Below are 13,709 nucleotides of genomic sequence, written 5' to 3'. Positions count from 1 at the left end.
TTTTTATTTAACGGCTGTAATGATTATTCAAGATTTTCTAAAAATCGATTCATCCATTTTTGACCAGCTATAGGTATCATTTGACCAGCAAAAGATAAAGCAGATGAAACATCTATTTTTGTTCCAAATGGTCTTTCTGAAAGATGATTATTGTCAGTTATATACCAGTCAAAAATTAATTTATTTTGAGAACAATATTCACAACGAATTTTGCCATTATCACCTATTTGTAGTGGGAATTCACAACTGTGATGTAGCCATTGAACTGATGTATATAAGTTGGAATTAGGAACAAAAGCAACAAGATTGTAATAATCAACGCTTGCGTCTTGTTGATTATCAAAATCAATATCAAGATTTTTGTCCAATTCTATTTCAAACTCTTCCGTATCATTAAATTCTGGTTCATAGAAATTATTAACTATTCTCAAAGAACGTTTGTGACCAATAACACTGAGAAGACGATTTAATTTATTAACATAGTCTCGATCTCGATCAGTTAAATTGGCTTCTACTTTATTCAGTAATACCTCAAGTTCGTTGGCAACTGATAATTTTCTAATTTTTAACCAAGTTTCTAGAGAATAAATTAATTGGTTGACTACCCAGTTATGATTAGTAAATTTTCCTAAATTTAAAGCTAAATCTATAAGAAATTCAGGAGCTAATGCCGAACGATTTTCTACAAAAAAGCTAGTAATATCTTGATAGTAATTAACTATTTTATTAATTAAAGCTTGAATTGCATCTCGCTCAGGAATTTGTGTAATTAAATTAGGCAGTAACTGGGGCAAAACTGGATTAAAATTATACTCTATTAAAAAGTATTCATCTGCGATTAACCCAGCAAAAATACAGTGGTAAATGGTGATAAAATTACTTAACTCTTCTACATCTTTTTTATTAACCATGTAGTGGTATTCGACTTCATTTTTATCCACGCCTGCTTTTCTTGCGCTTTCTTCCCGTTGTAAAATTGCCCAATTTTGTAGATTATCACCACCATAAAGTTTATCAACTTCTTCAGGATTTTCTCCAGTAGCAATTAGCTTTTTTCGAGTTATCTGCCATTGACGAGCGCGTTCTTTAGCAGATTCGTATAAAATATCTCGATAGGATAGGCGGGAGATGACTGAATCATAGCGAAAATTAGCAACATTATAGCTCCAATAAGCAATCCGAAAATTGAGGTAATCTCCATCAACTTCTGTTTCTAAAATTAAAGTTGGCTCTGTTTTTAAAACGCCTCTTAAAGCTTTAATACTTGCTTCACTATGATAACTAGCACTTACCCACGCACCGCCAACAAAATCTAAAGGGCGATTATAACTACAATAATTTTTGAAAAAATATCGTAATCCTTCAGCTAAAGTTAACTCAATATCAGGAAAACCCTTACTGGTATTAGCCGCATTTGTAAAACGTTCATATTGAATTTTGGCTGGAGATAAAAAAATGTGCATTGGTGTTATTTCTCCCACATTTGAGTTAAGAATATCACTGGCTATCAACCAAATTGGTGAATTTTCTAAACGTTTTTGTTCTTCAAGACTTTTTAAAGAAGTTTCTCGGTGAATTAAAGCTAATTCTCGCTGAAAATCTTGGTTAAGCTTTAAAATTAATAACTGAAGTTCTTTTTCCTTCTGAAAACGCCATCGTTGGAACTCAAAATTTTGTTGCAATCTTATATTTTCACAATATTGAATAAAGGTTTGTAATTCTTTATTGCGTTCATAGCTTAACTTATTTTGATTGGCTTGAAAATTTTGTCTTTCCTTATCTTGTAAATACTGAAGCTTTAGATATTCCAGTTGTATTTCTTCTCGTTTTTCTGCCAAAGCACTATTTGACTCAATAATTGCTCTTGTATTTTTTGTTTGTTGCTCGGCAATATACATTTGAGGAGCAAACCTAAACGCCGTATCTAACACCGCGTTCATAGTTATCATAAACCAATTCCAAGCCATGTTTATATACCTCTATTTATCTAAAATATTGTATTTTTTCAATGTTTAATAACAAGACAATTATCTAAATTTATGAAACACCACCGTGATAAACTAAAAGCATATAAGCAGCACCTCCTACAACTCCTTTAGTAGTGTGATAAACTTGGATACCAGCGGTATTATAAACATCACCACAACTATCTATCCAACCCACACAATGATTATTGTGGTCATAAATTTTGCCATCTGTCCCCCCATATCCTTGATAAGAACCACTAGGATTATAAATAGAGCGATCGCTTATATATCCAGCATAATAATTATCACTCGAATTATCTGATGTATGTTTGTAAACTTGACCACTATCGCTAATAGTTGTAAATGGGCAATTATGGCTAGATGAATTCATTACCATTAAATGATTTTCCAAGTGCAGTGATTGATTAATTGCAGAATATCGAGAGTAATCGGTCTGAAGAACATCACAATTAATTGGATAATCATTAATTTCCGACTGTTGTAAACTATCGATACTCTTGGGAAAATCATCTAAACTCTGTAACACATTTAAATCTTGAATATTTGATTGTTCCAAACTGGAATGAGTAGATTTAGGAGAGTGAAGAGAAGTGGGATTACGTTCCCACGCATTGAAATGTATTTCCGGTTGTAGTGAATTCTGACGTTCGTGCAGTATTGAACCGAGATCGGGGATTTGCGGCATCTCAGGTGATACACTATCCAAGTCTGTGGAGTTGTGGGAGAAGTCAATTTTATCTAATCCCAAACTTTTAGACAGTGAATTTTGCCAACTTTCATCCCCGGAAGATAGCGGTTGGGACATTTTTGGTAGTGGTAAATGCTATACAACTAAGATATGCAACACGTTTAGAGATTTCCTAGGGTAAAATCACCTAGAGTAATTTCCCTGAACATTTGCAAAATATTTATAACTAATTCACATATTCCCCAGCAAATCTCTCTTAAAATGGCTATAATCTTGTATACACAAGGGTTTGAGAGATTTATACTCTTGCAAGCTGGGGATCTACAACAAATATGGCAAGAACTTCTTATAAAACAGTTCAAGTTGATGCTGAACTGTTAGTTTCTAGCCTTCTAGCCTACGTGACTAATACCATCAATGAACCAAAAGGTCAAAAAATTTTGATTCAATGCGAACCGGATACGGATATTCGAGTCAAAGCCGAACCTGCTCATCTTGCAAGATTAATAGATATATTTCTCGCATCCCTGTCATCTCTGTCATCCGATCAACAAAACTTTCACGAATTAACGATTACAGAGAAATCAAAGAAACTGAAAAATACCATTCAGTGTTTGATAGAGTTGGGAATTGCTAAAGATAAGCGCGAAGAAAGGGATAACACAACTAAACGTCATTTTGTCATTACATTTCCCCATAATCCCCTTAATTACCAGAACGTAAGTGCAAATCTAGCTTGGTTGGGGGATAGGTGCAAAAATCCAAGTCACGAATTGAAAAAGCAGGCTGAACTAAAAAACCTAGATAAAACTTACTGTCATGCAATGGTAGCAGCAGCCAAGCTTTTCCCCACAAGCTTGAACGACTATACCCAAGAACGACTAAAATCCCTCGAACCTTTAATTCCTTTTATTCAAAAAGCCACCAATATCGACGGCTATACCCCTGAAGATTTTGCAATTCTCATACAAAGAATAGTGCGCTTCTGTATCGCACAAGGAAAATTTTCAGATGCACATGCTTTACTCAATCAGTGTCAAAAAAGATTGAACGGTACTAACTCAGCTAGTCCAGCGATCGCCGAGAATTATCATTATCTTGGGGTAGTTCATTTTGAAAGGGGAGAATACAAACAGGCTGAAGAGTTTCTCATCCAAGCGATCGCTCTCAGAAAGCAAATATTTGGTAATTGTCATCTTGATGTAATCGCTAGTACTCTAACCCTTACAGATATATACATAGATTCCGAGCAATTCAGAAAGGCTAAAAAACTTGTATTGGAATCCATACAGACACTTCAATCAGAATATGGAGAACGCCATTCTGAAGTCGCAAATACCAAAATAAAATTAGCAATTTTACATGATAAAAGAGGAAATTACATAAAAGCCGAATCCCTGTGCAATCAAGCAATTGATATTATTAGTGAAGCTTACGGTCAACAACACGCTTATATGGTTAATGCTCACATAGAATTAGCTCATTTGTATGCAAAACAAAAAAAATATACTGAAGCTCACTCTTGTTACGAGCGCGCAATTACATTCACAAAAAAAATTCATGGAGAAAATCATTTAACCCTGGCGATCGCTCAAGCAAGTCTAGCTGGTGTATGCTACTATCAGGGCGACTCCCAAACAGCCAAATCTCTTTACAGTAGAGCTATCCAACTTGTGGTGAAACTTTACGGCAATACTCATCCCCTGGTAGCCGATTATAGCTGTGATTTGGCAATGATTCTCATCCAAGAACCTAAACAACGCCAATTTGCCAAAAAACTTTTGCTCAAGACCATTCAAATTTTGCAAGGAATGAAACCTTATAGGTTAACTCTTGAAAAAGCAAGGCATGGACTAGAAATTTTACAAAGAACTGATGAATTGCATCAAGAAAATACCTAGATTTTAGATAAAAAATTCCACTATGTCACACGCTTGAAAGCATCATCATTGATCCAAACAGGCTCACAACCAGCCTTTAAAGCCGCCGCTACTTGCAACGCATCGGGTAACTGAAGGTTATAAAGTACCGTAATTCTCCCAGTTTCTCGCGCAATAGCAGCATTAATCTCCACAAAAACTACTTCATCCTGCTGCAACACATCGACAAAAGCCTGCTCTAAATTCGCTAACCCCCTCAGGATAGCACCCACTAAACACTCTGATAACGTTATCCCAGATGCTGCTGTAATTGATAGGCGTATTAGCTTCGGCACAAAATAGTGTTAATTTTTATCACAATGCCCCATGAGAATTTAGCGCAAAATAGAGATGTAATTTGTTCTCAATCTCACCTTGACTGAAGCCAACCCAGTGCGCAATCTGCAAGAAACTCATTTAAACCGTGCTCGTGCTAGTCTCCGACAAACCTTGTCTTGGTATGGATATCTTCGCAAGTCAGGGCAACTATCATCTAACCCAGAATTGGCGGGTTTGGTAAAGCCGGAATTGGAGACTTTGAACACCACACTCAATAAGTTAGACTCGAATGTAATTAAAATCGCTGCCTTTGGTTTGGTAAGTCGGGGCAAATCGGCGGTGTTGAATGCCTTATTGGGGGATAAAATTCTCCAAACAGGCCCTTTAAATGGTGTGACTCAATGGCCGCGTTCTGTGCGCTGGCAACCGGGAGGTAAAGTCCAAGTAGAACTAATTGATACTCCTGGGTTAGATGAAATTGAGGGGGAATCACGGGCACAAATGGCGCGTGAAGTAGTGCGGCAAGCCGATTTAATTTTATTTGTAGTATCTGGTGATATCACGCGGACAGAGTATCAAGCACTACTGGAATTGCGAAAATCACAAAAACCGCTAATTTTAGTATTTAACAAAATTGACCTTTATCCAGATACAGATCGGGCAGCTATTTACGAAAATTTACAACAATTGGGAGCCGGACACCCCCAAGCCCAGCCTTTATTACCTGATGAAATTGTCATGGTAGCGGCGGAACCAGCACCGATGGAAGTGCGCTTAGAGTGGCCTGATGGTCGTGTAAGTTATGAATGGGAGACTCCACCCACCCAAGTAGACGAACTCAAACAGACAATTTTGAATATTCTTAATCGAGAAGGGCGATCGCTTTTAGCTTTAAATGCACTTATCCAAGCCAGGGAAGCCGAAGCCGCGATCGCCCAAAAAACTGTTGACTTACGCGAACAAGAAGCGGAAAATATCATTTGGCAATATACCAAATATAAAGCTTTAGTGGTGGGGCTAAATCCTATTGCTGTGTTAGATATTTTGGGCGGGACTGTTGCCGATTTATTATTAATTCGAGCGTTGGCGCGGTTGTATGGTTTACCCATCACCAGCTATGAAGCCGGGAAAATTTTAAAAACGATTTTGTTGAGTTCCGGTGGCTTATTGCTCACTGAATTAGGTAGTAGTTTTTTATTAGGATTAGGTAAAAGTACAGCCGCCCTTACTAGCGGCGATAATCCCACTAATATTACCGCTTCTTTTGGCAGTGCGATCGCCCAAGGTGGAATTGCTGGTTATGGGGCCTATGCAGTAGGTAAAGCCGCACAAGTCTATCTCGAACAAGGCTGCACCTGGGGACAATTAGGTGCTAACACCGTCATTCAAGAAATCCTCTCTCAAGTCGAACCAAACACAATTGTCTATCGTTTACGCCAAGAGTTAGGGGGAATGAGGGGGACAGGCTTCTCTGCGAGACGCTCCGCGTAGCTTGCTTCCCGTAGGGTACGACTTCGCTCAGCCTTCGGGGGACAACTGACATATTTACTACATAGCTTTGACATATATTTGATTTATTATTCTCAACTATAAGTCTAGTGATTATAAGTTTGTAGCCAGGACGAAAGTCCTGGTTTTTTCAGCAATTTCTGGCTTACTACTAACTAATAATCATTGATTTGATAGACCGCTATAGGATTTTACGAATATGAATCCACTTATTTCTCAAAGCGTCTTAGGGCTAGCAGGCTTAACATTTTTAGTTTGTTCTTCCCAATCAACAATGGCACTTGTACCCAATAATGTAGGAGTTATCCTCAACAGTGGTTCCACCAACACTATTGGTTATCGTATTTATGTCTCGCCATCAGGAGAAGTTAATTATGTAGATGGAAAAGGGACTGGTCAAGGTAAACTACCAGAAAAATTAACAAAAAGATTTTTTCATGATCTGAAAGTTGCTGAACCATTATCAAGTTTGCCAGTCAAACCAGATTGCGTCAAATCTACTTCTTTTGGTACAACTACTACTGTAAGTATTGGTGGACAGCAATCATCAGATATTAGTTGTCCTGGCAATCCTAAAGCTAGGCGTTTAGAAGATGATGCGATCGCTATTACCAAAGCTTTAAAGGTAGTCAATGTTCCTAATAGCCAAGGCAAACCATTACCACCTCAAAATTTTTAGATTAATTATGATGGACTGCGAAATACCCGACTTATTTAAGAAGTCGGGTATTTGACCCCTCGCCACTCCTCATAACTTATGTGATATGACACTAAGAAGTGTGTTATTTATACCTACCCAGACTTAAATTTACTCAAGTTACCGGGGTAGTTAATTAAATTAAAATACGTAATTTTTTCAAAAATACAATAAGAATTTGTAAGCATTTAGGGGGTGTAAAAAAGACGAAAAACAACCCCTAATCCTCATTACCCCAGATATCCACATGTTTCCCAAGTTAATTAGTCCCCAAAAAATAAAGTTTCCTAGACTCCCTGAGCCTGTAACAATAGTGATAGCAACAGCTTTGATTTCTATAAACCAGTGAACCTCCCTACCAGCATCTCAGCACAAACCCAATCTCGCAAGGCGGAACACATTCGCATCTGCCTAGAGGAAGATGTTCAATGTCACCAAATTACTAATGGACTAGAACGTTATCGTTTTACCCATTGTTGTTTACCAGAAATCGACCGTAATGATATAGATATCAGTACCAATTTCTTGGGTAAACGTCTGGGTGCGCCGCTGTTAATTTCTTCCATGACTGGAGGAACTGAACAAGCAGCTATGATTAACCAGCGTTTGGCAGAAGTTGCCCAAAACTATAAAATTGCAATGGGTGTTGGTTCCCAACGTGTAGCAGTGGAAAAACCTCAGGTAGCTGATACTTTTGCTGTGCGTAAGTATGCGCCCGATGTGCTTTTATTTGCCAATTTAGGCGCTGTGCAACTTAACTATAAGTATGGTTTAGCAGAATGTCTGCGAATAGTCGAGATTCTTGAAGCTGATGCTTTGATTTTACACTTCAATCCTCTACAAGAATGCATTCAATCTAAAGGTGATACTAACTTTAAAGGATTGCTTGACAAAATAGCAAATATATGTTATGAGTTGCCAGTGCCAGTGATAGCCAAGGAAGTAGGGAATGGTATTTCCGCAGCAATGGCAGAAAAATTGCTGGAGGCTGGGGTAGCGGCGATTGATGTAGCAGGTGCAGGGGGTACTTCTTGGGCGAAGGTGGAAAGCGAACGGGCGGATAATGCTTTACAACGCCGCTTGGGAAGGACGTTTGCGGATTGGGGTTTACCAACAGCAGATTGTATTACAAATATTCGCGCGATCGCTCCTGATGTGCCGTTAATTGCTTCTGGCGGGTTACGTCATGGGCTGGATGTAGCAAAAGCGATCGCTCTTGGTGCAGATATCGCTGGTTTAGCCATGCCATTTTTGCAAGCCGCAGTCATATCAGAAGCCGCACTGGTGGATTTAGTTGAGGTGTTAATTGCCGAAATCACTACAGTTTTATTCTGTACTGGGAATGCAACTTTAGCTCAATTGAAGCAGTCTGGTAGTTTATTGGAATAATTTTTACATTTCTTACAGAAAGTCGGCGCGAAAGCCCACTCCTTGGTGGGGTGGGATTAACCGCAGCACGCAGGCATGGGGCATGGGAAAAGCCACCAATGCCCAATGCCTGCGAAATCCCACTCCCTTTTAGGGGTGGGATGAGCTTAAGTTTTTTAATGTTGACTTACTTAACAACATATAAAGTAGGGACTTCTGACTATTTACATGATTCTCTAGCTAGTTACAAATAACTGATATTTCGTAATTATTATTGATTAACTGTTTTAAATCTTTTCACTATCTGCTTAACTACCTTAACTGTGCTTTTAACTGTCTTATCTGTCTACTTAAATGTCCAATTAATAGTCTTAAAAGTCTTAAATGTCCGCTGAACTATCTTAACTGTCTAATTAACAGTCTTAACTGTCTGCTTAACTATCTTAACTGTCCAATTAATTGCTCTTGCATTTTATTGATAAAAGTGAGAATAGTTCTGAACTGGAGTTATCAGCAGTTTGTTAAGTAGCTCAACATAATTAAACGTCAAATGGCATATAATTTTTAAAGTTACTTTCCAAAAATCAAAGAAAAACTCATGGAATCAGAAACACCAAGCAACTCGAAACCAAAAACATTTGACCAATCAAATCTAAAACATGTGGAGACAGAAGAGAAAAATCCTCTACCTACTGAGGCGACTATAATCGAGGAATTGAAGCCTGAGATTTTGCCAGATCCTGATGTACTAACCCCTGAGGAAGAGGCAGAGCTTCTAGCCAAGGATTGATTAGAGTCGATGTGTCGGAGTCCGCTCACTAGACAATCGAACAAGAAAAGAAGCCGCTCGGATACTAACCGGGCGGCTTGTTTATATTGTGTGTATCAAGCCCCTAACCTACTCACCAGCCACTACCAACCCACTCACGCCCTGCTCTCTCAGTAGCTTCAGCAGTGTAGTAGAGTTTTTGCTCTCCTTATATCTTGCACCTCACGGGATAAACCACTAATACACAAATAGAAGCGTAAAAAAGTGACTCCAGAAGTGAGATGGTACTTAAGTAAATAAGTAATTTATATAACTACAATAAAGGCTTATATTAAGTAAATTTAACAGTAGCAGGCGATGGCTGCGCCAACGTCTTTGACGAACGCCAATTTGAAAGAACACCTGGATTTGCACACAAGCGCAGAAATATGAGAAAAAGGGCGTGAAAAGCATATAGAAAAGCAAGAAATATGGTTTCAATTCTTAGGCGCGGGACAAGGGCTAGTTTACACTTTTAGGTGTTTACCGTTGGTTGATACTGTCCCTCATCTCCTATATCTTGACGCATTGGGCTTACTTATCTACAACAGTCGCATCGACTTTGTTCCCTCAAAGGCTGATAATGTCAAGGGTTATATTTGGCGATCGCATCAATTTAGGGATCGCTGACAGCATGGTTATTGGACAATAAATCATTTTGTATTACAATTGTAATATAAGATATTGTTACTGCCGTTGCGGTAACAGTTTGTTGCATCAATAATCAAGGAAGTCATTATGATTCCCCGAGAACGTATCCGAAATATTGGTATTTCTGCTCACATCGACTCTGGTAAAACTACACTGTCAGAGCGAATTCTCTTCTATACAGGCAGAATCCACGCTATTGAAGAAGTACGGGGAGGTGGCAAGGGTGCAACGATGGACTTTATGCCAGAAGAAAAATTACATGGCATTACGATTACCTCTGCCGCTACCACCTGTCAGTGGCATGATACCCAAATCAACTTAATTGATACACCAGGACATGTGGATTTTACCATAGAAGTTGAGCGTGCCCTGCGGGTATTGGATGGGGCGGTAATGGTACTGTGTGCCGTAGCGGGTGTACAGTCGCAATCGATCACAGTAGATCGCCAGATGAAGCGCTATCGCGTACCCCGGATAGCATTTATCAACAAAATGGATCGCATCGGTGCAAATCCATTTCGGGTTGTCCAAGCTATGCGCGATCGCTTGCAGTTGAATGCCATGTTACTCCAGTATCCCATTGGTAGCGAAGACAAATTTCAAGGGGTAATTGACCTCATAGAAATGGAGGCTTCCTACTTTGAGGGTGAAAACGGCGAACATTGGGTGAAACAGCCAATTCCTGACGCACTTGTAGCGGAAGCACAACAAGCCAGGGAAAAATTGCTGGATGCTTTGTCCCTATTCTCCGAACCCATGACGGAGATGCTATTGGATGCGAAAGAAGTTCCAAAAGAACTAATTTGGCAAACCATCCGCCAAGCCACCTTAACCCTGCAACTTACACCAGTATTGCTGGGTTCGGCATTCAAAAACAAAGGGGTGCAGAACTTGTTGGATGCGATCGCTCTTTATCTCCCATCGCCGGTAGATCGGGAAGTCGTGAAAACGGTAGAGTCTGTCAGCCTTTACCCCAACCCTGACGAGCCTTTAGTGGCGTTGGCGTTTAAACTCACTGTAGAGTCCTTTGGGCAGTTGACCTACACCCGGATTTACTCCGGGACATTGAAACAAGGCGATACTGTTTACAACTCTCGCACCAAACAACGGGTGCAAATTGGGCGCTTGGTGAGAATGCACGCCAACAAGCGCGAAGAGGTGAAAGTTGCCGAAGCTGGAGATATTATCGCTCTGTTGGGTGTAGATTGTGCCTCTGGGGATACCTTCTGTTCTGGGGAACCACTGATATCTTTAGAAAAAATGTTTGTCCCAGACCCAGTAATTACACTGGCAGTCACACCCAAAAAACAAGAAGATAGCGATCGCCTTTCTAAAGCTCTCAACCGCTTTCAAAAAGAAGATCCAACCTTCAAATTGAGCATTGACCCGGAATCAGGAGCAACTTTGATTTCTGGTATGGGTGAACTCCACCTAGAAATCTACTTAGAGCGCATTCAACGGGAATATAACACGGAGGTATACGTTGGTAAACCAGCCGTTGCCTATCGGGAATCTATTAGTCAAAAAACTTACTTCGATTACCGACTGAGAAAGCAAACAGGCGGATCTGGTCAATACGCCCATGTAAGTGGCTGGATTGAACCAACAGACGAGCCATTTGTCTTTGAAACTAAGGTAGTTGGGGGTGCAATTCCCAAAGAGTATATACCCGCTTGCGAGAAAGGTTTCCGTGAAGCCATGCAATCAGGGCCTTTGGACGGTTATCCTGTCACCGGGGTAAAAGTCGTGCTAGAGGGGGGTTCTTTCCACCCCATTGACTCCTCAGAATTGGCTTTTCGGTCAGCCTCCCATCAAGCCCTTGATGAAGCGATCGCCAAAGCTAAAGCCTATATCCTCGAACCAATTATGTTGGTAGAAGTGGAAACACCGAACGAGTATTTAGGTAGAGTCCAGGGTGATATATCCTCCCGTCGCGGTTTGCTCTTGGGTTCCCAAACCATGCAAACATACTCAGTAATTCGGGCGGAAGTCCCCCTAGTGCGGATGTTTGGCTATTCTACAGACTTGCGATCGCAAACTGCGGGGATGGCAACTTTCACAATGGAATTTGCCTGTTACAGACAAGCTAGTAGCCAATAATTGATATAACAAGAAGGTAGACAATATTGTTTACCTTTTTGTTAATTTCCGGAATTTTTACAGCAGTAGTAAAAATTCCAACTTACCTTGCTTGCGTATGAATATTCCCCAAAGTCAATCAATAGCACATGGGTTCACAGATACACCCATCAACAAAATCTACGATGTTGTCATAGTTGGTGCTGGGCCTATTGGTTTAGCCACTGCTGTTGGTTTACGCAAACGTGGTATTGACAATATTCTCGTCATAGACCAAACTCGTGCTTTTCGTCAGGTAGGTCAGGTTGTGGATCTTCTGCCTAACGGATTAAAAGCTCTAAAATATGTAGATACTCACGCATATCAAGCAGTCAAAACAGCGAGTCTGACTTTCACTAAATACCAGCAATCTGACGACGAGAAAACCACCGAAGTCATTGAACCAAAACTTCCCAAGCCTTCACTAGAATGGGTTTATAAAAACTTTCAGGGACAAAGAGTTAGGTCAATTTCTTTGAGTTTTGATGTTTGGTTTAGTAATTATGGCGAAGGTCGAGTTTCAATTACTTGGTATAATTTACAGACTGCCTTAAGGCAACTACTTCCAGAAGACCAAGTTAAACCAAATCACCGTTGTATCAATGTTGTAGATGAGCCAGAATTGGGATGCGTCCGCCTGGATTGCGTTAGTAGTGCTAGTATCGAGGCTAATCCCTATGCATATTGGTCAGATGGAGAAAATAATCATGATACACAGTCTCAAAATTCAGACAGTGCGCCTCAACCATCACTGACAAAATCATTCCGAGCTAAACTAATTGTTGCCGCAGACGGAATTAACTCTACAGTTCGTAAGATACTTTATGCTGATAGCTCTCAGCAAGCTTTTGCCATACCCGAATATTCTGGATTTGCGGCAATATCTTGTCGAGAAATACCCGATATACCCAAGGAACTGCGATCGCATATTGAAGAGAAATTTTTGGCAGGCTCGCCAATTATCACAGTAGCAAACTATGATCTGAGGGAGGTTGCTTTTAGTGAAACTCCGAGAATGTTGTTAATAAACAGACAAGGAATGGGCTATTTAGTGCATTTACCTGTACCTTTGCATTTAGTTTCAGAAAAGTCTGGTAGTGATTTGCTTGATTTGGTTTTGCAAGAGTTAGAAAAAGCTGGATTTCCTCATGCAATACAAGAATTAGTGCGATTATCTCCACCGGAAAATATATTGCAACGTCCCTATTACATTCATCGTGCTGCTATAGCTAAAAATATCTTACCAGCTTGGAGTTCAGGACGAGTTGTATTAGTTGGTGATGCCGCACATGGTATGCCTCCTTTTATGGCTCAAGGAGCTAATCAAGGATTAGAAGATGCAATGGTAATTACAACATTAATTACTAATATTGCTCAAGAAAATAATTGGGATAACCAGCAAGCCATAGCCTCAGCATTCGATAAATATGAACGTCTTCGTCGCCCTTTCATGGAATATATTCAACAGGCAACATTAACAGAATTTCCCAACTCTTCAGACCAAGCATGGCAAGAATATAGTGATAAAGTCTACACCCGCAACTTTGAGCAAATAATTGCCGGATTATTAGTTGAATCTGAGTAATTGCCGCCACTCAAATTACTAAAGTATTTTACAGACAACAATAGGCAGACGCTGTTTTAAAATAACTGTAGGTTCATTGAAAATCATTCAGTACTATAA

At 39.7% G+C, this 13,709-nt stretch carries 10 protein-coding genes; 7 read left to right on the top strand and 3 right to left on the bottom strand.

From position 1 onward, the window contains the following. Nucleotides 1-23: 23 nt before the first annotated feature. Together AACU32_RS33030 and AACU32_RS33025 are read right to left on the bottom strand one after the other, a co-directional pair. Nucleotides 24-1,967 (bottom strand): hypothetical protein, encoded by a 1,944-nt coding sequence (locus AACU32_RS33030; RefSeq protein ID WP_096606165.1) that lies wholly within the window; start codon nucleotides 1,965-1,967, stop codon nucleotides 24-26. Nucleotides 1,968-2,037: 70 nt separating this feature from the next. Next, on the bottom strand, nucleotides 2,038-2,793 hold the full coding sequence (locus tag AACU32_RS33025; RefSeq protein WP_096606163.1) for a hypothetical protein: 756 nt from the start codon (nucleotides 2,791-2,793) through the stop codon (nucleotides 2,038-2,040). Between the two features lie 215 nt (nucleotides 2,794-3,008). On the opposite strand from AACU32_RS33025, the gene AACU32_RS33020 reads away from it, so the two are divergent. After that, nucleotides 3,009-4,577, top strand: coding sequence for a tetratricopeptide repeat protein (locus AACU32_RS33020; protein WP_096606161.1), 1,569 nt, complete (start codon nucleotides 3,009-3,011; stop codon nucleotides 4,575-4,577). A gap of 20 nt (nucleotides 4,578-4,597) precedes the next feature. Here the strand turns inward: AACU32_RS33020 and AACU32_RS33015 are convergent, their stop codons facing one another. Then, complete coding sequence (locus AACU32_RS33015; RefSeq protein ID WP_096606159.1) at nucleotides 4,598-4,891, bottom strand: PIN domain-containing protein; 294 nt, start codon at nucleotides 4,889-4,891, stop codon at nucleotides 4,598-4,600. A gap of 97 nt (nucleotides 4,892-4,988) precedes the next feature. Here AACU32_RS33015 and AACU32_RS33010 point away from each other — a divergent pair, with 97 nt between their 5' ends. From AACU32_RS33010 to AACU32_RS32985, 6 genes are all read left to right on the top strand, one after another. Then, nucleotides 4,989-6,365 carry a GTP-binding protein gene (locus tag AACU32_RS33010; RefSeq protein WP_096608284.1) on the top strand — a complete coding sequence of 459 codons (1,377 nt, stop codon included), beginning with the start codon at nucleotides 4,989-4,991 and terminating at the stop codon, nucleotides 6,363-6,365. Nucleotides 6,366-6,582: 217 nt separating this feature from the next. Continuing rightward, nucleotides 6,583-7,062 carry a hypothetical protein gene (locus tag AACU32_RS33005; protein WP_096606157.1) on the top strand — a complete coding sequence of 160 codons (480 nt, stop codon included), beginning with the start codon at nucleotides 6,583-6,585 and terminating at the stop codon, nucleotides 7,060-7,062. 363 nt (nucleotides 7,063-7,425) lie between these two features. Then, nucleotides 7,426-8,469: a type 2 isopentenyl-diphosphate Delta-isomerase gene (fni, locus tag AACU32_RS33000; RefSeq protein WP_096606155.1), complete on the top strand. Its 1,044-nt coding sequence runs from the start codon at nucleotides 7,426-7,428 to the stop codon at nucleotides 8,467-8,469. 577 nt (nucleotides 8,470-9,046) lie between these two features. Beyond that, nucleotides 9,047-9,238 (top strand): hypothetical protein, encoded by a 192-nt coding sequence (locus tag AACU32_RS32995; RefSeq protein ID WP_096606153.1) that lies wholly within the window; start codon nucleotides 9,047-9,049, stop codon nucleotides 9,236-9,238. A gap of 756 nt (nucleotides 9,239-9,994) precedes the next feature. After that, nucleotides 9,995-12,007, top strand: coding sequence for an elongation factor G (gene fusA, locus AACU32_RS32990; protein ID WP_096606151.1), 2,013 nt, complete (start codon nucleotides 9,995-9,997; stop codon nucleotides 12,005-12,007). Between the two features lie 97 nt (nucleotides 12,008-12,104). Continuing rightward, nucleotides 12,105-13,610, top strand: a complete 1,506-nt coding sequence (locus tag AACU32_RS32985) for an FAD-dependent oxidoreductase (RefSeq protein WP_096606149.1) — start codon at nucleotides 12,105-12,107, stop codon at nucleotides 13,608-13,610. Nucleotides 13,611-13,709: the final 99 nt, after the last annotated feature.

This window comes from Calothrix sp. NIES-2100, from assembly GCF_963875285.1.
GTDB lineage: Bacteria > Cyanobacteriota > Cyanobacteriia > Cyanobacteriales > Nostocaceae > Aulosira.
The sequence above is the reverse complement of the archived record's forward strand: the minus strand, read 5'-3'. Positions and strand labels throughout refer to the sequence as shown.